The organism is Robinsoniella peoriensis (assembly GCF_000797495.1).
GTDB classification, from domain to species: domain Bacteria; phylum Bacillota; class Clostridia; order Lachnospirales; family Lachnospiraceae; genus Robinsoniella; species Robinsoniella peoriensis.
The window spans coordinates 53,424-73,878 of the sequence record NZ_JTGN01000003.1 but is presented as its reverse complement, the minus strand read 5'-3'; the positions used below and the strand labels follow the sequence as shown (position 1 = coordinate 73,878).

At 40.6% G+C, this 20,455-nt stretch carries 22 protein-coding genes; 21 read left to right on the top strand and 1 reads right to left on the bottom strand.

Annotated features, from left to right (window positions below):
* Position 1: 1 nt before the first annotated feature.
* Together QR40_RS06935 and thiI are read left to right on the top strand one after the other, a co-directional pair.
* On the top strand, positions 2–1,159 hold the full coding sequence (locus QR40_RS06935; RefSeq protein ID WP_044294097.1) for a cysteine desulfurase family protein: 1,158 nt from the start codon (positions 2–4) through the stop codon (positions 1,157–1,159).
* 109 nt (positions 1,160–1,268) lie between these two features.
* On the top strand, positions 1,269–2,447 hold the full coding sequence (thiI, locus tag QR40_RS06930) for a tRNA uracil 4-sulfurtransferase ThiI (protein WP_027297008.1): 1,179 nt from the start codon (positions 1,269–1,271) through the stop codon (positions 2,445–2,447).
* 172 nt (positions 2,448–2,619) lie between these two features.
* Here thiI and QR40_RS06925 read toward each other — a convergent pair whose 3' ends face one another.
* Positions 2,620–2,850, bottom strand: a complete 231-nt coding sequence (locus QR40_RS06925) for an HPr family phosphocarrier protein (RefSeq protein WP_027297009.1) — start codon at positions 2,848–2,850, stop codon at positions 2,620–2,622.
* A gap of 203 nt (positions 2,851–3,053) precedes the next feature.
* Here QR40_RS06925 and mtaB point away from each other — a divergent pair, with 203 nt between their 5' ends.
* From mtaB to QR40_RS06830, 19 genes are all read left to right on the top strand, one after another.
* Positions 3,054–4,361 (top strand): tRNA (N(6)-L-threonylcarbamoyladenosine(37)-C(2))-methylthiotransferase MtaB, encoded by a 1,308-nt coding sequence (gene mtaB, locus QR40_RS06920; RefSeq protein WP_044294095.1) that lies wholly within the window; start codon positions 3,054–3,056, stop codon positions 4,359–4,361.
* 113 nt (positions 4,362–4,474) lie between these two features.
* Positions 4,475–4,738, top strand: coding sequence for an IreB family regulatory phosphoprotein (locus tag QR40_RS06915; protein WP_027297011.1), 264 nt, complete (start codon positions 4,475–4,477; stop codon positions 4,736–4,738).
* Between the two features lie 7 nt (positions 4,739–4,745).
* Positions 4,746–5,177, top strand: coding sequence for a Holliday junction resolvase RuvX (gene ruvX / locus QR40_RS06910; protein ID WP_027297012.1), 432 nt, complete (start codon positions 4,746–4,748; stop codon positions 5,175–5,177).
* A gap of 2 nt (positions 5,178–5,179) precedes the next feature.
* Complete coding sequence (locus QR40_RS06905; protein ID WP_044294093.1) at positions 5,180–5,446, top strand: DUF1292 domain-containing protein; 267 nt, start codon at positions 5,180–5,182, stop codon at positions 5,444–5,446.
* A gap of 75 nt (positions 5,447–5,521) precedes the next feature.
* Positions 5,522–7,186, top strand: a complete 1,665-nt coding sequence (locus QR40_RS06900) for a ribonuclease J (RefSeq protein ID WP_027297014.1) — start codon at positions 5,522–5,524, stop codon at positions 7,184–7,186.
* Positions 7,187–7,198: 12 nt separating this feature from the next.
* Positions 7,199–7,555: a YlbF/YmcA family competence regulator gene (locus tag QR40_RS06895; RefSeq protein WP_027297015.1), complete on the top strand. Its 357-nt coding sequence runs from the start codon at positions 7,199–7,201 to the stop codon at positions 7,553–7,555.
* A gap of 85 nt (positions 7,556–7,640) precedes the next feature.
* Complete coding sequence (locus QR40_RS06890) at positions 7,641–8,024, top strand: endolytic transglycosylase MltG (RefSeq protein ID WP_044294089.1); 384 nt, start codon at positions 7,641–7,643, stop codon at positions 8,022–8,024.
* Between the two features lie 12 nt (positions 8,025–8,036).
* A complete protein-coding gene (locus QR40_RS06885; RefSeq protein WP_027297016.1) occupies positions 8,037–8,687 on the top strand; it encodes an O-methyltransferase in 651 nt (216 codons plus the stop codon).
* Between the two features lie 243 nt (positions 8,688–8,930).
* The gene (locus QR40_RS06880) at positions 8,931–10,154 is read left to right on the top strand and encodes a peptidase U32 family protein (RefSeq protein WP_027297017.1); all 1,224 of its coding nucleotides are present in this window, start codon (positions 8,931–8,933) and stop codon (positions 10,152–10,154) included.
* A gap of 83 nt (positions 10,155–10,237) precedes the next feature.
* Entirely contained in the window at positions 10,238–10,855 is a 618-nt protein-coding gene (gene sigK, locus QR40_RS06875; RefSeq protein ID WP_027297018.1) for an RNA polymerase sporulation sigma factor SigK, read from the top strand.
* Positions 10,856–10,929: 74 nt separating this feature from the next.
* Complete coding sequence (locus QR40_RS29585) at positions 10,930–11,565, top strand: 4'-phosphopantetheinyl transferase family protein (protein ID WP_052378067.1); 636 nt, start codon at positions 10,930–10,932, stop codon at positions 11,563–11,565.
* A gap of 189 nt (positions 11,566–11,754) precedes the next feature.
* Positions 11,755–13,290 carry a YifB family Mg chelatase-like AAA ATPase gene (locus QR40_RS06865; protein ID WP_330373675.1) on the top strand — a complete coding sequence of 512 codons (1,536 nt, stop codon included), beginning with the start codon at positions 11,755–11,757 and terminating at the stop codon, positions 13,288–13,290.
* 6 nt (positions 13,291–13,296) lie between these two features.
* Positions 13,297–14,379: a DNA-processing protein DprA gene (dprA, locus tag QR40_RS06860; RefSeq protein WP_044294086.1), complete on the top strand. Its 1,083-nt coding sequence runs from the start codon at positions 13,297–13,299 to the stop codon at positions 14,377–14,379.
* 24 nt (positions 14,380–14,403) lie between these two features.
* A complete protein-coding gene (gene topA, locus QR40_RS06855) occupies positions 14,404–16,491 on the top strand; it encodes a type I DNA topoisomerase (RefSeq protein WP_044294085.1) in 2,088 nt (695 codons plus the stop codon).
* A 180-nt stretch (positions 16,492–16,671) separates the two neighbouring features.
* Entirely contained in the window at positions 16,672–17,454 is a 783-nt protein-coding gene (codY, locus tag QR40_RS06850) for a GTP-sensing pleiotropic transcriptional regulator CodY (RefSeq protein WP_027297022.1), read from the top strand.
* Between the two features lie 196 nt (positions 17,455–17,650).
* Entirely contained in the window at positions 17,651–18,217 is a 567-nt protein-coding gene (locus QR40_RS06845) for a DUF4489 domain-containing protein (RefSeq protein WP_044289797.1), read from the top strand.
* Between the two features lie 153 nt (positions 18,218–18,370).
* Positions 18,371–19,096: a DUF4489 domain-containing protein gene (locus QR40_RS30710; protein WP_052430728.1), complete on the top strand. Its 726-nt coding sequence runs from the start codon at positions 18,371–18,373 to the stop codon at positions 19,094–19,096.
* Positions 19,080–19,829, top strand: coding sequence for a hypothetical protein (locus QR40_RS06835; RefSeq protein WP_044294083.1), 750 nt, complete (start codon positions 19,080–19,082; stop codon positions 19,827–19,829). Before QR40_RS30710 ends, QR40_RS06835 begins: the two co-directional genes overlap by 17 nt.
* 323 nt (positions 19,830–20,152) lie before the next feature.
* Complete coding sequence (locus tag QR40_RS06830) at positions 20,153–20,437, top strand: co-chaperone GroES (protein WP_027297025.1); 285 nt, start codon at positions 20,153–20,155, stop codon at positions 20,435–20,437.
* Positions 20,438–20,455: the final 18 nt, after the last annotated feature.

Below are 20,455 nucleotides of genomic sequence, written 5' to 3'. Positions count from 1 at the left end.
AATGGAAGCATATTTAGATAATTCAGCTACCACCAGATGCCTGGAAAGTGTAAAAGATATAGTCGTGAAAACGATGATGGACGATTATGGGAATCCTTCTTCCAAGCATCTGCGCGGTGTAAATGCTGAGAAATATATAAAAGAGGCAAGAGATGTAATTGCAAAAACCATGAAAGTAAATGAAAAAGAAATTTTCTTTACTTCTGGCGGAACAGAATCAAATAATTGGGCTCTCATAGGTGCGGCAATGGCGAATAAGCGTGCCGGAATGCATGTGATCACTACGGCAATTGAGCATCCGGCAGTGATCCAGCCGATGCAGTATCTGGCTGAGCAGGGATTTCGGGTAAGCTACATTCCGGTGGGGCGTGATGGTAAGCTGAATATGCAGGCGCTGGAAGAGGCTGTCTGTGATGAAACAATCCTGATTTCCGCCATGTATGTAAATAACGAGATGGGAGCGGTTCAGCCAATAGAAGAAATAGCCGCTTTGATTAAGAAGAAAAAACCCGGGATACTCTTCCACGTGGATGCCATTCAGGCATATGGGAAATACCGTATTCTGCCTAAAAAAATGGGAATTGATATGTTGTCTGTAAGTGCACATAAGATTCATGGACCCAAAGGCGTGGGCTTTTTATATGTCAATGAAAAAGTGAAGATAAAGCCTCTGATTCTGGGAGGCGGTCAGCAAAAAGGAATGCGTTCCGGTACCGATAATGTCTCTGGTATAGCGGGGCTTGGTGTGGCGGCCAAAGAGGCTTACACAGACTTTGAAGAAAAGATCAGCCATTTGTACCGGATAAAAGATCTGTTTATAAAAGGGGTAAGTGAGATACCGGATACGGTGGTTAACAGCCGGGAGGGTAAGTTTGGCGCACCCCAGATTGTAAGTGTGAGCTTTCGTGGAATCCGAAGTGAGGTGCTGCTTCATGCATTGGAGGAAAAGGAGATCTATGTTTCGTCGGGGTCGGCGTGTTCATCTAATAAGAAGCTGCCCATCAGCACAGTGTTAAAAGAAATCGGTCTGGAAAAAGATCTGCTGGAAACGACGGTGCGATTTAGCTTCAGTCATTTTACTACGGATGAAGAGATAGCATATTGTCTGGAAGAATTAAATAAAATAGTGCCTGTTCTGAGGAAATACTCCAGGCATTAGAGCCTGTTTTGCATCCCGCTGCACCTTTTGAATCAGGCATACTTAAGCATAAGCAGAGGCGTGACAGGGGACACAGAGGCTGTATATTAAGTGATAGATAGGAGAAAAGATGTTTAAAGCATTTTTAATAAAATACGGAGAAATAGGAATCAAGGGTAAGAACCGTTATTTATTTGAAGACGCACTGGTAAAACAAATCCGCCATGCGTTAAAAGAAGTAGAAGGTGAGTTTTACGTTCATAAGGAACAGGGAAGAATCTATGTGGACTGCCTGAGCGTATTTGACTTTGAAGAGACAGTGGAAGCACTGCAGAGGGTTTTTGGAATCGTAGGAATCTGCCCGGTTGTTAAGGTAGACGATGATGGGTTCGACAGCCTGGCAAGTAATGTGATTGATTATATGTCACAGGTGCACCCGGATAACAATCAGACCTTTAAAGTAAATGCCAGAAGAGCAAGAAAGAACTATCCGATGACATCTATGGAATTAAATTGCGACCTGGGTGAACGGATTCTGGAAGCATTTGACGGCATGAAAGTAGATGTGCATAAACCGGAAATTCTGTTGAATGTGGAAATTCGTGAAAAAATCTATATTTATTCTAAAATCATACCGGGACCGGGTGGAATGCCGGTAGGCACAAACGGGAAAGCAATGCTGCTTTTATCCGGTGGAATCGACAGTCCGGTTGCAGGATATATGATTTCCAAAAGAGGCGTAAAGATCGATGCTGTATATTTCCACGCTCCGCCTTATACAAGCGAACGTGCCAAACAAAAGGTGGTAGATCTGGCAAAACTGGTATCCAGGTACTCCGGACCCATTAATCTGCATGTAGTAAACTTTACGGATATCCAGCTGTATATCTATGACAAGTGCCCTCATGAGGAACTGACTATTATTATGCGCCGCTATATGATGCGTATTGCAGAGCATTTTGCAAAAGAGACCGGCTGTCTTGGTCTTATTACAGGGGAGAGCATCGGTCAGGTAGCAAGCCAGACTATGCAGAGCCTTGCAGCCACTAATGAAGTTTGTACCCTTCCGGTTTTCCGTCCGGTAATCGGCTTTGACAAACAGGAAATAGTCGATGTTTCCCTGAAAATCGGGACATATGAGACATCCATTCTTCCATTTGAAGACTGCTGTACCATTTTCGTTGCAAAACATCCGGTTACAAAACCGAATATTAATATAATCAAACGTTCAGAAGTCAGTCTGGAAGAGAAGATAGAAGAATTAATGAAAACTGCAATTGAAACAACAGAAACAATCTGGGTGGAATAACATATATTCCGGAGCCTGTTTGAAAATCCGTTGCACAAAATCAGGCAATCGTACCTGGTGCAGGCATTTTTAAACAGGCTCTAAGATTTGAAGAACAGAAAGGTTTTTGAATTAAAAAAAGACAAATCGAAATCGATTTGCCTTTGCATTCCATTTAATATTATGTTATTAATTAGATGATGTATGGTTTTAATGCAGCTAAAATGCTGTCAACATCATCTTCAGCATGGATATTTAAGTCGATTGGTTTAGATAAATCTAAACTGAAGATACCCATGATAGATTTTGCATCGATTACGTATCTTCCTGATACGAGATCAAAATCATAATCAAATTTTGTAATATCATTTACAAATGATTTTACTTTATCGATGGAATTTAAAGAAATCTGTACTGTCTTCATTGGAAAAACCTCCCTTGTATTTTTGTTTCTTATATCTTACATTTTGTGGTAACAAAAGTCAATGCGAAAACTCACAAAGTTGGGAAGAGTTATTCGTCAAAAGTTATAAAATTGTACAATTTGTTTGTTGATTTTACGAAAGATTTACGAAAAGTATTTAATTGCATACAATTGTAAAGTATATCTATGAGAAAGGTGTTAACATGAATCAAAAAACAGTAGCGCTGCATAATCTGGGATGCAAAGTAAATGCATATGAAACCGAAGCGATGCAGCAGATTTTACAGGAAAATGGTTATAAAATAGTTCCCTTTGAGCCGGGAGCCGATATCTATATCATTAATACATGCACGGTAACAAATATTGCGGATCGCAAGTCCAGACAGATGCTCCACAAAGCTAAAAAGATGAATCCGGGTGCAATTGTAGTGGCTGCCGGATGTTATGTACAGGCATCGAAAGAAGAACTGAAAAAAGACGATGCGATCGATATTGTAATTGGAAATAATAAGAAAAAAGATCTGGTTTCTATCCTGAAAGCTTATGAAATAAATCAGGATGAAGAAGAAGCAATTATCGATGTCAACCATACATCAGAGTATGAAAACCTGACGATTTCCAGAACGGCGGAGCACACCAGGGCATATATAAAGGTGCAGGATGGATGCAACCAGTTCTGCAGCTATTGTATCATACCCTATGCCAGAGGCAGAGTGCGCAGCAGGGGTACTGAAGATGTAAAAAACGAGGTTGCAAATCTTGCAAAAGCAGGATATCAGGAAGTGGTTCTGACCGGTATTCATTTAAGTTCTTACGGTATAGATCTGGGATCAGACTTATTGGAACTGATTGTAACGGTTCATCAGATAGAGGGAATTCAGAGAATCCGTCTGGGGTCCTTAGAGCCTCGTATTATTACAGAAGAATTTGCGAAAAAATTAAGCTCTTTGGAAAAGATCTGTCCGCATTTCCACCTGTCATTACAGAGTGGATGTAATGAGACTTTAAAAAGAATGAACCGACGTTATGATACCAGAGAATTTGAAGAAAAATGCATAATTTTGCGAAAATATTTTGATCAGCCGGCGCTGACCACAGATGTAATTGTTGGTTTTCCAGGTGAGACAGAGGAAGAATTTCACACAACAAAAGAGTTCTTAAAAAGAATCCGTTTTTTTGAAACACACATCTTTAAATATTCCAGGCGTAAGGGTACGAAAGCTGCAGTTATGGAAAACCAGATAGATGAAAATATAAAAAATATCCGCAGCCAGGAACTGATCCGGTTAAACGAAGAAAACCAAACGGCATATGAAGAAAGCTTTTTTGGGAAAGAATCTGAGATTCTTTTTGAAGAAAAAATAAGTGTGGAAGAAAAAGATTATTTTATAGGACATACGCGGGAATATATTAAGGCAGCATGCCCTGCAGATGCTGATTATTCCAATTGTCTGATGAAAAAGAGATTGCAGGGAAGACTGAAAAATCATCTGCTATTATGTGAAAATTAGGAAAATTTACGGGAATAAAAGAAGCAGTTGAGAAACTTTTTTGAAAAATGGGATTGTAATTTTCCTTTATTTATATTAGAATGAATGTAAAGTTTAATTAAGGGCGTGATAAAATGGGAAAGATTAGTAATACACAATATTTTAACGTAAACTCAGACGCAGAGATCCGGGTAAAGGACGTACTGGATACCGTTTATAATGCAATGACTGAAAAAGGCTATAATCCTGTGAATCAGATTGTAGGCTATATTATGTCAGGTGATCCAACATATATCACCAGTCATAACAATGCCAGAAGCATGATTATGAAAGTTGAACGGGACGAGCTTGTCGAAGAGTTATTAAAAGAGTATATCAAGAATAAGGCATGGCAGTAGCGGCACTATGAGAACAATGGGATTGGACTTTGGCTCCAAAACAGTAGGTGTGGCTATCAGCGATGCTTTGGGAATTACCGCCCAGGGGATTGAAATTGTACGAAGAACGTCCGAAAATAAGCTTCGTCAGACCCTGGCAAGAATAGAAACATTGATACAGGAATATGAAGTTGGAAAGCTGGTGCTCGGCTTTCCGAAAAATATGAATAACACAATTGGTGACAGGGCTGAAAAGTCTTTGGCATTTAAAGAAATGCTGGAGAGAAGGACAGGTCTGGAAGTTGTCATGTGGGATGAAAGGCTTACAACCGTAGAAGCGAACCGTACTTTAATGGAAAGCAATGTGCGAAGAGAAGACCGTAAAAAGTATGTGGATCAACTTGCGGCTGTGTATATCCTGCAGGGCTATTTAGACAGTGAGGGAATGAGGTTAAAATAATAATGGAAAAAATTAAATTTACTTTTGCAGACACAGATGAGGCTGCAGAGTTTTTTGTGTTGGAACAAACACGTATAAATGGTATGAATTATATTCTGGTTACCGAATCCGATGATGAAGAAGAAGATGCGGAAGCATTTATATTAAAAGATTTGTCAGCAGACGGAGAACAGGAAGCACTTTATGAGATCGTAGAAGATGACGAAGAATTGGAAGCAGTATCTAAGATTTTCGGTGAGATGCTGGAAGATGTTGATATCACTTTGTAAAGAAATATGCAGGTATGGGCTGCGTATATAAGTATAGATAAAAATAAAACAAGTAGGCAAAGGAGGTCTAATTGATTGAAAAATATTAATAACTCAAAATTGAAAATCATTCCGCTCGGTGGTTTGGAACAGATCGGAATGAACATTACTGCCTTTGAATTTGAAGACAGTATTATTGTTGTGGATTGCGGATTGTCATTTCCGGAAGACGACATGCTGGGAATTGACCTGGTAATCCCCGATATCACTTATCTGAAGAACAATATTCAGAAAGTAAAGGGATTTGTGATTACCCATGGACACGAGGATCATATTGGTGCTCTTCCATATGTTCTTAAGGAGATCAATGTTCCGATTTATGCAACTAAGCTGACAATTGGAATCATTGATAACAAATTAAAGGAACACAATTTACTGAAGACGACAAAGCGAAAGGTGATTAAGCATGGACAGGCCATTAACCTGGGAGCTTTTCGTATCGAATTTATCAAGACAAATCACAGTATCGCAGACGCTTCCGCCCTGGCTATTTATTCACCAGCAGGAACCGTGGTGCATACAGGAGATTTTAAAGTAGATTATACACCGGTATTTGGAGATGCAATTGATTTACAGCGATTCGGAGAAATTGGAAAGAAGGGCGTTCTGGCCCTGATGTGTGACAGTACAAACGCGGAAAGACCGGGCTTTACCATGTCTGAACGGACAGTTGGTAAAACTTTTGACAATATATTTGCGGAGCATAAAAATACGAGAATTATTATTGCGACGTTTGCATCGAATGTAGACAGAGTTCAGCAGATTATTAATTCGGCATATAAATACGGAAGAAAAGTAGTAGTAGAAGGAAGAAGTATGGTAAGTATCATCACCATTGCTTCCGAGTTAGGATATATCAGCATACCGGAACATACATTAATTGATCTGGAACAGATGAAAAATTATCCGGATGAGCAGATGGTGTTAATTACTACCGGAAGTCAGGGAGAATCTATGGCTGCGCTGTCCAGAATGGCATACGACATGCACCGTAAGATCAGCATTAAGCCGGGGGATACGGTTATCTTCAGTTCCAACCCGATTCCGGGAAATGAGAAGGCGGTTTCTAAAGTTATTAATGAATTATCCATGAAGGGTGCTGATGTTATTTTCCAGGATGCACACGTATCCGGACATGCCTGCCAGGAAGAGATTAAATTGATTTATTCCCTGGTACGTCCGAAATATGCAATACCCGTTCACGGCGAATACCGCCATTTGAAAGCACAGGCTGGAATTGCAGGCAATCTTGGTATTTCAAAAGAGAACATTTTTATTTTATCTTCCGGAGATGTATTGGAACTGGACGACAAACAGGCAAAAGTAGTTGATAAGGTACAGACAGGAGCAATTCTGGTAGACGGACTTGGTGTAGGAGACGTGGGGAACATTGTTCTTCGTGACAGACAGCACCTTGCGGAAGACGGAATTCTGATTGTGGTACTGACGCTTGAAAAATACAGTAACCAGCTGCTTGCGGGTCCCGATATTGTTTCCAGGGGATTTGTATATGTCAGAGAGTCAGAGATTCTTATGGAAGAGGCAAGGCGGGTAGTAGAGGAATCTTTAGACCATTGTTCGGATAAGAATATTACGGACTGGGGCAAAATTAAAAGCTCAATCAAAGATTCACTGAGTGATTATCTCTGGAAAAAGACAAAGCGTAACCCGATGATATTGCCAATTATTATGGAAGTATAAGGATTGATAGAAATGGACAAGGTGACAGCGTGCTTAGAAGCTCTGGTGGAAGCGGTGCAGGAATGTACGGCGTACAGAGACTTTGAGAAGGCGAAAATCAGACTGAAAGATAACCCGGAATTAAAGGCACAAATTGATGAATTTCGTAAGAAGAATTTTGAAATGCAGAGTTTGAAAGAAGATAAAGATCTGTTTCAGGAGCTTCAGAAGATTCAGAAAGATTATGCGGAGTTTCGGAAAAATCCTCTGGTGGAGGACTATCTAAAGTCAGAGCTGCGTGTCTGTAAGATGCTCCAGAAGATCGATCAGGATATAATGAATGTGATTGAAATGGACATAGACGACTTTGCCGGTGAGCTCAACTTATAGGAGGCCGTAGTTTGAAAGAAGACCGCTTTCAAATTACTAATTAAGGAATAGCGCAAGCTGGCTTGTGCTGTTCAGGAGGATATATATGAATGCCAAAAAAGTAGTGTTATCCATAACGATGACCTGTGTAAAAATGGTAATCCTTATTTTAATTGTATATGCGCTATTTGTCTTTGGCAGACATGCTTACGATTTTGGTTTTCAGGTCTTTGCAGGGGAGACGGTATCAGATCCTCCCGGGAAAGAAGTGGCGGTTACCATAACAGATGATATGTCAGTTATGGAGGTCGGCGAACTGTTGGAAAGCAAAGGGCTGATAAAAGATGCAAAAGTTTTCTGGGTACAGGAAAAATTGTCAAAGTACAGTGGTAAATTAAAAAAAGGTAACTATATTCTGACGACGGCGCAGGATGCGGATGAGATGCTGGAAGAGCTGGCTCAGGAAACAGAAGCACAGACGGAAGAATAGGATGGAACAGCAGTGATTGTAGATGAAAGAATGGTAACCTATATCAACTCTCTGGATGTGGGAAATACGCCTTTTTTAGATGAATTGGAGAGACAGGCATGTGAAGATTATGTGCCTATTATCCGCCGGGAGATGCAGAGCTTTTTAAAAGTACTTCTGACGGTCCACCGTCCGAAGAAGATTCTGGAGGTTGGGACAGCAGTGGGATTTTCTACTCTGCTGATGAGTGAATATACAGGGGAAGACTGTCATATTACAACCATTGAAAAATATGAAAAAAGGATTCCCATTGCACGGGAAAATTTCAAAAAAGCAGGTCGGGAAGACCGGATTACCCTTTTAGAGGGGGATGCCATGGAAATTTTAAAAGAGCTGCAGGGCAGCTTCGACTTTATTTTTATGGATGCTGCTAAGGGGCAGTATATTCATTTCCTGCCGGAAGTATTAAGGCTTCTGGGAACGGGAGGCATACTGGTATCGGACAATGTCCTCCAGGACGGTGATATCATAGAGTCCCGGTTTGCAGTAGAACGCAGGAACAGGACGATTTATAAAAGAATGAGAGACTACCTCTATGAATTGAAACATAACGAACAGCTTCTGACGACAATTATTCCAATTGGAGACGGGGCGACGGTGAGTATAAAGCGAGAGCGTGCCTGAAAAATATTTTCACCAATCGGCACATCTCTACACAAACTGGACCGTACATCTTGATATAAGCAATTATCAAACACGATCAGGGACGGAGGGATAACTTCCGTCCCTGTTTATGCAGAGCAAAAGAAAGGATAGAAGGTTGAAAGAAAATTATGATTTAGAAAGGATGCCACAGTTTGATTCTTTCAACCTGTTTTATTGTGGCAGTATTGCAGGCAAGCCTGCAATATGCAATTGGGTATAAACATGAGAAAACCAGAATTACTGATACCGGCAAGCAGCCTGGAGGTATTAAAAACAGCAGTTATATTTGGGGCGGATGCCGTATATATCGGCGGAGAAGCATTCGGACTGAGGGCAAAAGCCAAGAATTTTTCTATGGAAGATATGAAGGCCGGAATTGCATTCGCGCATCAGTATGGCGTTAAAGTATACGTGACGGCTAATATTCTTGCCCATAACCTTGATTTAGACGGGGTAGAGGAGTATTTTAAGGAACTGCGGCAAATTGGTCCGGATGCCCTGATTATTGCGGATCCGGGAGTTTTTATGATCGCAAAAAGAGTATGCCCGGAAATCGAACGCCATATCAGTACCCAGGCAAACAATACGAATTACGCAACCTATCTCTTCTGGCATGAGCTGGGGGCAAAGCGGGTAGTGACAGCCAGAGAATTATCTTTGGAGGAAATCAGGGAAATCAGAGCGCATATACCGGAAGAGATGGAAATCGAAACTTTTGTACACGGTGCCATGTGTATTTCTTATTCCGGAAGATGCCTGCTGAGCAATTATTTTACCGGCAGGGATGCCAACCGGGGGGCCTGCACGCATCCATGCCGATGGAAATATTCTATTGTGGAAGAGACAAGGCCCGGAGAATACATGCCTGTTTATGAAAATGAACGGGGAACCTATATATTTAATTCCAAGGATCTCTGTATGATTGAGCATGTGCCGGAATTGATGGAATCGGGCATAGACAGTTTCAAAATTGAAGGAAGAATGAAAACGGCCCTTTACGTGGCAACCGTTGCCAGGACATACCGCAAAGCAATTGATGATTATGCCATTGATCCGAAACGCTATGAACAGAATATGCCATGGTATAAAGAGCAGATTTCCAATTGCACTTACCGGCAGTTTACAACGGGATTTTTCTTTGGAAAACCGGACGAAACGACGCAGATTTATGACAGCAATACCTACATGAAAGAATATACCTATCTTGGAATAGTAGGCGAATGCAATGCAGACGGGCTGTACAGAATAGAACAGCGCAATAAATTTTCGGTTGGCGAAGAAATTGAAGTTATGAAACCAAACGGAGACAACCTGAACGTAACGGTGAAACAGATTCTGGATGAGGATGGAAATCCCCAGGAAAGCGCACCCCACCCGAAGCAGGTACTCTGGATTGACCTTGGGACAGCCATGGATCCGTATGATATTTTAAGAAGAGCAGAATAAAGGACAACCAAAAATAAATGGGAAAGGCACTAATAAGAGATTTGTAACATACAATGTTATAAATCCGCTTTGAGGTGCTTTTTTTGAAGACATTTCCCAAGCCGCTTACTGCCGAAGAAGAAAAGCTGTTTCTTCAAAAATACAAGGAGGGCGACCTGGACGCAAAGAGGATTCTAATCGAACGTAACCTGAGATTGGTAGCCCACGTCGCCAAAAAATATCAAAGGCCGGAAGAAGATTCGGAAGATCTGATTTCCATAGGAACCATTGGCCTTATAAAAGCAGTGACTACCTTCGATCATAGTAAAAACAATCGTTTAGCCACTTATGCCGCCAGGTGTATTGAAAATGAACTCCTCATGATGCTAAGGATGCGTAAAAAAACTTCCAAGGAAGTCTCTCTCTACGAGCCAATCGGAATGGACAAAGAGGGAAATGAAATCAGCCTTCTGGACATTATTGAAAGCAATAATGTGGATGTGATTGAAACCATGGAGTTAGAAGAAAATACAAAAAAATTGTATGAAATCTTCAAAGTATATTTGAATGACAGAGAACAAAAAGTACTGGCTCTCCGGTATGGGCTCTTTGGTGCAAAAGAGACAACACAGCGGGAGATCGCAAAAGCCCTCGGCATATCCAGGTCTTACGTTTCCAGGATTGAAAAAAATGCTTTAAAAAAATTGCGGGAAGGCTTCTGATATAAAAATGAAAGCCTTTATCCAGATATATGCAAGAAGCAGGAATTGTGCTATAATGCCAAAAAGGCAGCTGTATGGGACGGCATCAGGCAGCTGAAAATGAACCAGAGAGGAAGATGAGGATTATGCTATATTTGTTTTCGGAGGAAATACTTGCCGCAACAGGAAAAGAAAAACGGCAGCAGCAGAGTAAAATCGGATATCAGCTGCTGGCATTTGGATTGAGAGATGAATATGGAATAGATAAGCTTCCCGATATTGGAAAAAGAGAGCATGGGAAGCCATACCTTCCTGATTATCCCCATATCCACTTTAATGTAAGCCATTGTCAGAATGGGATAGTGTGCGGTATCCATGAGAAAGAGATAGGCGTGGATATAGAAAAACTGCTGGTGTATAAAGAAAATATCGTAAAACGGATCAGTCATGAAAATGAATGGAAGCTGTTTGGTCATGTACCGGATGAAGAAAAAAACCGTATTTTTGGCAGGATCTGGGTATCGAAAGAAAGTTATCTAAAACAGCAGGGAACCGGTATCAACAGGGATTTGAGAAGTCTGGATTTTTCTGCATGCACACGGGACGCATTTTTTCAATATGGCTGCCGGTTTCAGATCCGGCAGATGGAAAATTGTAACATTGCGGTGTGCAGTGAAAAGGAAATATGCGGCATCCGGGTGTTAGGGGCGTCGGACCTTCAAAATATTTAGCAGGGTCTGGCGTTTGCATTTTTATTTTATTTATATCTGAAAAAATATTTGCAATTTTATGTAAACCAGTGTATACTGGATAAAACTGCTTTAGGTTTTCAAACATGCTCAAGAGCAGCATTCTTTTCTTCAAAATTCTTTTGAAGGATTTTCCAACAACTTATCTAATTGAATAAAGGAGGTAGCAGATTGTTTAGCACAGTTATGTCTGCAGTTATTTACGGCGTAGAAAGCAGGCTGGTCCGTGTAGAGGCGGATGTCAGTGACGGGCTGCCTATGTTTACTATGGTGGGATATCTGTCATCCCAGGTAAAAGAGGCACAGGAGCGGGTGAGGACTTCCATCCGAAATGCCGGGATTCGTATTGTTCCCAAACGGATTACCGTTAATCTGGCACCGGCTGATTTAAAGAAAAACGGATCAGGATTTGATTTGCCTGTTGCAATCGCCATATTGGGCTCATACGGCTTTATTTCCCAAAAGACTATGACAAATGTACTGGTCGTGGGTGAACTCAGCTTAAATGGGGAAATAAATGCCATACCGGGGGTTTTATCCATCGTATCCCTGGCTCAGAAAATGGGATTTAGCAAATGTATCATTCCAAAAAAGAACCTGACAGAAGGTTCTGTCATTAAAGGAATCAGTGTCATTGGTGTAGATAACCTGGGACAAGCCATGGATTATCTCAATGGGACTGCCAAAATTGAGCCGGGTTACGTGGATGTGGAAGCACTGTTTGCGGAGCCATACGGACAGCAAAAGGAGGATTTCAGTGATATTAACGGTCAGGAGGCAGTAAAGCGTGCAGCGGAGGTAGCAGCAGCGGGTATGCACAATCTGCTTTTGATCGGTCCGCCTGGCTCCGGAAAGTCTATGCTTGCCAGGCGCCTTCCAACCATTCTGCCGCCATTAACACTGCCGGAAAGTCTTGAAATATCAAAGGTCTACAGCGTTGCAGGAATTCTTCCTGCCACATCTCCTCTGCTTCATCTTCGGCCCTATCGGTCACCTCACCACACAATAACTCCCAAAGCCCTGATCGGAGGCGGATTGAATCCCAAACCCGGAGAAATCAGCCTAGCACATAATGGAATTCTCTTTCTGGATGAACTTCCTGAATTTAAAAAAGAAACACTTGAGGTTTTGCGCCAGCCTATGGAAGATCACCAGGTATGCATTAACAGAATGGGAGGCAGTTACCGCTTTCCGGCAAAGTTTCTCTTTGCGGCGGCAATGAATCCCTGCCGGTGCGGACACTACCCGGATATCAACAAGTGCACCTGTACAGAAAATGAAGTGCGCCAATATCTGGGAAGAATCAGTGCACCGCTGCTGGACCGGATGGATATCGCCATAGAAGCTCCGGCAGTTTCATACAGGGATCTGGCACAAAAAAAGAAAAATGAAAGTTCCGAAATAATCCGGAAAAGAGTTGAGATAGCGCAAAAAGTTCAGCTTGCGCGTTATGAAGGAACACCTTTTCGTTTTAACTCTGACTTAACAGAAAGAGGAATTCAGACGTTCTGCCGGCTTGGTAAGCAGGAAGCATCATTGATGAAACTGGCATTTGAACGGTTTGAATTGAGCGCAAGGGCCTATCACCGGATTATTAAGGTAGCCAGAACCATTGCAGATATGGATGGTTCCGAAATTATTAAAGCAGAGCATATAAGTGAAGCAATCTGCTACCGGAGTATTGATAAAAAATTTTGGGAGGTATGAAAGGAGATGGAAATGGAAGAATACTGGTATTGGATTTGTGGTATAAAAGGAATATACAGAAACCAGATAAGTCGTTTGACAGACTATTTTGGAGATCCCAGGCACTTGTTCTTTGCGAGAGAAAAAGAAATAAACGGACTGGTTTTTCTAAATGAGACAGAAAAGAAGGTTCTGATTCAGGCTAAAAATAACACAGATATTGACAAAGAATATCATAATAGAAGAAAAAAGGGAATAGACTTTATCAGCATTGGACATCCGGCGTATCCGGAGCGTTTAAAAAAAATTCCGGATCCGCCTTTCGGACTTTTTTTAAAAGGAAAACTGCCACGGGAAAAAACGTACTCGGCGGCGATTATAGGAGCCAGGCGCTGCAGCGGATATGGCAGACAGATGGCGGAGGAAATCGGGAAAAAACTGGCAGCCCGGGGCATTCAGATCATTAGCGGTATGGCGCTTGGCGTGGATGGATTTGGACAGCAGGGGGCATTAGAGGCAGGGGGCAGCAGTTTTGGGATTCTTGGCAGCGGTGTGGATATCTGCTATCCAAAAAGAAATCGGGATTTATATGACCGTCTGACCCGGCAGGGCGGTATTCTGTCTGAATATCCGCCGGGAACCCAGCCATTGCCGATTCATTTTCCAATGCGCAACCGGATCATCAGCGGGCTGTCTGATGTGGTGATTGTAGTTGAGGCAAAAGTAAAAAGCGGTTCACTTATTACAGCCGACTGTGCTTTGGAACAGGGGCGTGAAGTCTATGTTGTTCCCGGAAGAATGAATGATGAATTAAGTAAGGGAAGTAATCTTCTGATTGCCCAGGGAGCCGGTATTATTACAGGGGTTGACGACCTCTTAAAAGAACTGGGGCAGGAGAGGGAAAAAGAAAGTAAAAACAAAAAAAGTAAGATAACACTTGAAACAAAAGAAAATTTGGTGTATAGTTGTCTGGATTTCAACTCTAAAAGCCTGAATCAGATTTTAAACGCTACAAATCTACAGGTTAAGGAGCTGACGGGAGTACTTATATCCCTGCAATTAAAGGGATTGGTGAAGGAATCGGCAAAGAATTTTTATGAAAAAATATAGAGGTTTTATCTCGTGGAGGAATATATGGCGAAATATCTGGTGATTGTAGAATCTCCTACTAAAGTAAAGACAATTAAAAAATTCCTGGGGGCAAATTATGAAGTGGCGGCATCAAACGGACATGTCCGTGATCTGCCAAAGAGCCAGATGGGAATCGATGTAGAACATGGCTATGAGCCTAAATACATCACAATTCGTGGTAAAGGAGATATCCTGGCAGGACTTCGAAAAGCTGCCAAGAAAGCGGATAAAGTGTATCTCGCAACTGACCCTGACCGCGAAGGAGAAGCAATATCCTGGCATCTGTCAAAGGCTTTGAAGCTGGAAGAAGATAAGATGTACCGGATTACATTTAATGAAATAACAAAAAACGCTGTTAAGACATCTCTTAAGAGCGCAAGAGATATTGATATGGACCTGGTGGACGCTCAGCAGGCAAGAAGAATGCTGGACCGTATGGTTGGTTACCGCATCAGCCCTCTTTTATGGGCGAAGGTAAAACGTGGATTAAGTGCCGGAAGGGTTCAGTCTGTTGCACTGCGTATTATTGGTGACAGGGAAGATGAGATCAATGCATTTATTCCGGAAGAGTACTGGACACTGGAAGCAGATTTTGTGGTAAAGGGTGAGAAAAAGCCTTTACGGGCAAAGTTCTATGGCACAGACAAGAAAAAAATGCAGATTACATCCAAAGAGGAACTGGATATTATTCTGTCAGATCTGGAAAATGCAAGCTATGAAGTATCGGATATTAAAAAAGGGGAGCGTATAAAAAAAGCACCGCTTCCATTTACAACCAGTACCCTGCAGCAGGAAGCATCTAAAGTGCTGAACTTCTCTACACAGAAGACGATGCGTCTGGCTCAGCAGCTCTATGAAGGAATTGAGATTCAGGGAAATGGAACAGTAGGTCTGATCACCTATCTGCGTACCGATTCTACCCGTATTTCGGAAGAAGCAGATGCTCAGGCCAGAGGTTATATCGAACAGGAATATGGAAAAGAGTATGTTTCTTCCATAGTAGAGGAAAAGAAGAAAAACGGTAAGAAGATTCAGGATGCCCATGAAGCAATCCGTCCCAGTGATATTATTAGGACTCCTATATCCATGAAAGAGTCCCTGTCAAGAGATCAATATCGTCTTTATCAGCTGATCTGGAAACGTTTTGCAGCGAGCCGTATGGAGAATGCCCGCTATGAGACCACATCCGTTAAGATTGCAGCAGGCGAATACCGTTTTACCGTAGCGGCATCTAAGCTGTTATTTGATGGTTTCCTGGCAGTTTACACAGACAGTGATGAAGAAGAAACTGGCGGAAATGTCCTTCTGAAAGGGATTTCCAAAGATTCGCAATTATCTTTAAAAGAATTTGATTATAAACAGCATTTTACACAGCCTCCTGCACATTATACAGAGGCAACCCTTGTTAAATCCTTAGAGGAGCTGGGGATTGGACGTCCAAGTACCTATGCGCCAACCATTACCACCATATTGGGACGCCGGTATGTTGCTAAGGAAAACAAGAATCTGTATATGACGGAGCTTGGCGAAGTCGTGAACAATATGATGAAGCAGGCATTCCCAAGTATCGTTGATGTAAACTTTACGGCAAATCTGGAATCCCTTTTGGATAAAGTGGAGGAAGGGGTTGTAAATTGGAAAACAGTTGTCAGCAATTTTTATCCTGATCTGGAAATGGCAGTAGAAGCAGCAGAGAAGGAATTAGAGCAGGTTAAGATCGAAGATGAAGTAACTGATGTAATTTGTGAGGAATGCGGGCGCAACATGGTTGTTAAATATGGACCTCATGGAAGATTTCTGGCATGCCCGGGATTCCCTGACTGCAGAAATACCAAACCATATCTGGAGAAGATTGGCGTGGCCTGTCCGAAATGTGGAAAAGAAGTCGTTCTTCGTAAAACGAAAAAGGGAAGAAAATACTTCGGATGTGAAGATAATCCGGAATGTGATTTCATGTCCTGGCAGAAACCTTCCAAAGAAAAGTGTCCGAATTGCGGCGGTGTAATGCTTGAAAAAGGAAATAAACTGGTCTGCGCAGATGAACAGTGCGGATATGTTGAGGATAAATCGAAACAAAATGAGGCAAAATAGAAAAAGGATGCTCTTGAAAACAGGGCATTCTTTTTCTATCGTCTGAATTATTTGCAGTTGTTGTGAAAAATAATTGATTATCACAAGAAACCGATTGATTTTCAGAAAATTATATGATAAAATATGTATTATCGTGAAACAGTATGTAGAATAGAAACAATGGAAGATAGGAGGCTAAATATGAGTGTACAATTGTTAGATAAAACAAGGAAAATCAACAAGCTATTGCATAACAATAATTCCAGTAAGGTCGTTTTTAATGATATATGCACGGTGCTGACAGAAATATTGGAATCCAATATTCTGGTTATCAGTAAAAAAGGAAAAGTTCTGGGTGTCAGTCTTTGTGATGGTGTCGAAGAAATCAAGGAGTTGATTGTTGATAAAGTAGGCGGACATATAGACAACATGCTTAATGAAAGATTATTAGGTATACTGTCCACAAAAGAAAATGTAAATCTGGAAACCCTGGGCTTTGTTGGAGAGGATATCAAAAACTACCGTGCAATCATTAATCCTATTGATATTGCAGGTGAACGCCTTGGAACTGTTTTTATGTACAAGTTTGATACCCAGTATGAGATTGATGATATTATCCTGAGTGAATACGGCACTACAGTTGTAGGATTGGAAATGATGCGCTCAGTTAATGAAGAAAGTGCAGAAGAGAGCAGAAAGATACAAATTGTAAAATCTGCAATCAGCACCTTATCTTTCTCAGAACTTGAGGCAATTACCCACATATTTGAAGAACTGGACGGAACAGAAGGCATTCTGGTAGCAAGTAAGATTGCAGACCGGGTTGGAATTACCAGATCCGTAATCGTTAATGCCCTGCGTAAGTTCGAAAGCGCCGGAGTAATCGAATCCAGATCCTCAGGAATGAAAGGAACTTATATTAAAGTTATCAATGATTATATCTTTGAAGAACTGGAAGAATTAAGAGCGCAGAAAACAAAATAGTTGTTTATACCTGGTACATGGAACCTGTCCTGACTGATTAAAAGTTTGGGGAAGCGAATGTACCAGGTTTTTTTATGCCTGTCTATGTATGGGAACTCAAAATAGTAAGTAACAATAATTGTATTTACGAATATAATGTTTTATACCTAATTTGGTATAAATTTTGAGATTAAGAAAGATCATAGGAGGTCTTGGTATGAGTGAAATAAAAGAATTGATTTGTGATTGTGATTGTGATCGTCATTGTGATTGCTGTTGTGATAAATCTCGTGACTGCGAATGTAAATTATTCTGCAAATGTGAAAAACGTAAAAATATTAGACCAAACAGAACTACAATTAAATGCGGTACTCCAGGGTCAGTTACACTTCCATTGGCAACAATTGCAGGCACAGCTTATACGGTAGCAACCGTAAATGTAGATACAAGAGGATTTGAGAATCCATGTATCAAATTTGAGTTTGCCAGCAATATCAATACAACGGCTGCAATTATTTCCCTGAATTTCCAGGTATTTAAACAGTGTAAAGGCCAGTTGACTCCGATTCCTGTAGGACCAACATGGGTATTTTCACGCCTTGTAGCAATTACAGACAGTAATACGTTCACATTCTTCGTTTGTGACTGTGATATTTGTGATGAAGAATGCTGCACTTATAGTGTAGTAGCTACTGTTGCAGGCGTTGCAACTGTAGGCGTAACTGCAATTAATAATGCAACATTATCAGCAATTGTTGTTGATAACTCCTCTTGCGGATGTTAACAGAACTGTAAATGAAGAGTTAGGAATATACCGGTGGTATAGTCTTAAGTCTTGTTGACCTGGCAGCAGGTCAATTAGCATAAAAATGTTTGCATAGATAGAGTATCTGAGAAATATTCTATCTATGCACATTTTATTAAGGAGCTGTAGCCTATGTATAATGGATTGTTTTACTCTCAGAGACGTGGAAATAGTCAGCCTAACAGAGGGATGAGAACAAATGCCAATACAAGGGCAATGCAACAGCCATGCTGCAATAACCGGTCGTATGCGCAGAATAACTTTAATGGGAAAAAAAATACATTCTCAAATTGTGAGGAAGATTGCAGAGAAAATGATAAAGAAAAATGCAAAGAAAAATGCAATGATGAATGCAAAGATAACTGTCAGGATGAGCAATCGCCCGACTGTACAGATGTGTTTTGCAAGTCTTCTTCTTTCGGAGGTATGATCTTACCGGAAGGAATAGAAAAAGGAACTGCATATAATGTAGTCTCTGTTAATTTAAACACGGCAGAATGCCGGCATTTTAATACGGAACTGAGCTTTTCCTGTAATATTTTAAGTATGAATGCAAGAACCAGGCTGAAGTTTCAGATTTTCAAGCAGGAAAAAAACCAAATGATGCCGCTGCCTCTGAGTTCGGGTTGTTCTTATTTTAGAAATGACATGGTAACGGAAAGCAATGTAGTTACATTTTCCGCAATAGATTGTGATTCTTATAGTACACCGTGGATCAATTACAGTGTATTTATTGAGATTATGGGACAGCAGACAGTTGGATCAGTGATGATTACAAACCCGGTCCTGATAGCAATTGTTGCTGATAGTAAAAAAAGAAATTTTGTAGAAGGAGATATAAATGGCCAGGCAGATTAATAATATAGTTGAAAATGCTACAATAGATATTGATGGCGGAACCATGAAATGGGATAACCATATGGTTCAATTATCGTATACAGCACATCTGTGGAAAGGTACATTAACGGAAGAAAAATTACCGGTACTTTATGTATTATTAGGCATCTTTATTTCACTCGCAAGTTACCGGCTTATCTGCACGATTCTTATGCTTACCGTACTTGTTATAGGCACATCGGCATGGATGGTCTGGTTTCACAACGTTAAAAACCGTAAAGGCGTTCATTTGGGGCTGATTAGCGGAGAAATATATAGTTTTTATTCTGAGAACAGTTTATTTAACAGTAAAATCTATGAGTTATTAATTCGTCTTATTGCAGAGAATGATGATACAACAATTTATCATATAGAGTTATCAGGTGAAGGGAAGATCATGGAAGAATTAAAAGTGATAGAAACCGTGGAAGCAGAAGAGATAGCGGAGCCTCCCCATAAATTGAGTATACCACACGAAAACAAAGGCCCACTGGTAACAGAACTCAATCAGCTGCTTTCTAACTGTGAACATAAAAATGAGATGAACGAAGAAAATATTAAATTAATAGAAAATACCATCCAGGTAGCAGAAGTAAACGACAGAGAAAAGATGAAAAAGTCTTTTGAGCAGTTTATTATTTCGGGGCTGATTAACGACTGCAATGATCTGGGTCTGGATACGCTGATAAATGAGATTAAAAGCTGTGTTTATTAATATGGGGAATTTTCGTACCGGTTAGAGGTGTGGCATGTTTATGAAATGTCACACCTTATGTTATTTTACGGGAATTTTTCCGGGAATAGTTACCATAAATAAAGGAATCATATATTTTATAAAAAAAATATAAAAACATAAAAAGTAAGAAAATAAGAGTATATAAGAGAAAATAAAAGTTATAAAGAGATTAAAAGTATATAGAACGAAATCGTACAGTTGCACAAATGGAGTAATTTAACTAATATATGACTAACGGTTAGCACTCAATCAAAGCGAGTGCTAGTAAAAGAAAATTTAAATTATTTAAGGAGGAATATAGAATGAAATTAGTACCATTAGGCGACAGAGTCGTATTGAAACAGTTTGAAGCTGAAGAAACAACAAAATCAGGAATTATCCTGGCCGGAAAAACTCAGGAAAAACCACAGGAAGCAGAAGTAGTTGCTGTAGGACCTGGCGGAAATATTGATGGTAAAGAAGTTACCATGCAGGTTAAAGTTGGAGATAAGGTTATCTACTCCAAATACGCAGGCAACGAAGTGAAATTAGAAGACGAAGAATTTATCATTGTAAAACAAAATGACATTTTAGCAATCGTAGAATAATACGTGGAAATTTCAAGG

Excerpts from the sequence above, each read along its gene's own strand:
- QR40_RS06835 (WP_044294083.1), top strand. The coding sequence starts at position 19,080 with ATGGCCAGGCAGATTAATAATATAGTTGAAAATGCTACAATAGATATT.
- QR40_RS06905 (WP_044294093.1), top strand. The coding sequence starts at position 5,180 with ATGGAAAAAATTAAATTTACTTTTGCAGACACAGATGAGGCTGCAGAG.
- QR40_RS06915 (WP_027297011.1), top strand. The coding sequence starts at position 4,475 with ATGGGAAAGATTAGTAATACACAATATTTTAACGTAAACTCAGACGCA.
- codY (WP_027297022.1), top strand. The coding sequence starts at position 16,672 with ATGAGTGTACAATTGTTAGATAAAACAAGGAAAATCAACAAGCTATTG.
- QR40_RS29585 (WP_052378067.1), top strand. The coding sequence starts at position 10,930 with ATGGGACGGCATCAGGCAGCTGAAAATGAACCAGAGAGGAAGATGAGG.
- QR40_RS06935 (WP_044294097.1), top strand. The coding sequence starts at position 2 with ATGGAAGCATATTTAGATAATTCAGCTACCACCAGATGCCTGGAAAGT.
- ruvX (WP_027297012.1), top strand. The coding sequence starts at position 4,746 with ATGAGAACAATGGGATTGGACTTTGGCTCCAAAACAGTAGGTGTGGCT.
- topA (WP_044294085.1), top strand. The coding sequence starts at position 14,404 with ATGGCGAAATATCTGGTGATTGTAGAATCTCCTACTAAAGTAAAGACA.
- mtaB (WP_044294095.1), top strand. The coding sequence starts at position 3,054 with ATGAATCAAAAAACAGTAGCGCTGCATAATCTGGGATGCAAAGTAAAT.
- QR40_RS30710 (WP_052430728.1), top strand. The coding sequence starts at position 18,371 with ATGTATAATGGATTGTTTTACTCTCAGAGACGTGGAAATAGTCAGCCT.
- QR40_RS06895 (WP_027297015.1), top strand. The coding sequence starts at position 7,199 with ATGGACAAGGTGACAGCGTGCTTAGAAGCTCTGGTGGAAGCGGTGCAG.
- thiI (WP_027297008.1), top strand. The coding sequence starts at position 1,269 with ATGTTTAAAGCATTTTTAATAAAATACGGAGAAATAGGAATCAAGGGT.
- QR40_RS06890 (WP_044294089.1), top strand. The coding sequence starts at position 7,641 with ATGAATGCCAAAAAAGTAGTGTTATCCATAACGATGACCTGTGTAAAA.
- QR40_RS06830 (WP_027297025.1), top strand. The coding sequence starts at position 20,153 with ATGAAATTAGTACCATTAGGCGACAGAGTCGTATTGAAACAGTTTGAA.
- QR40_RS06925 (WP_027297009.1), bottom strand. The coding sequence starts at position 2,850 with ATGAAGACAGTACAGATTTCTTTAAATTCCATCGATAAAGTAAAATCA.
- QR40_RS06845 (WP_044289797.1), top strand. The coding sequence starts at position 17,651 with ATGAGTGAAATAAAAGAATTGATTTGTGATTGTGATTGTGATCGTCAT.
- QR40_RS06880 (WP_027297017.1), top strand. The coding sequence starts at position 8,931 with ATGAGAAAACCAGAATTACTGATACCGGCAAGCAGCCTGGAGGTATTA.
- dprA (WP_044294086.1), top strand. The coding sequence starts at position 13,297 with ATGGAAATGGAAGAATACTGGTATTGGATTTGTGGTATAAAAGGAATA.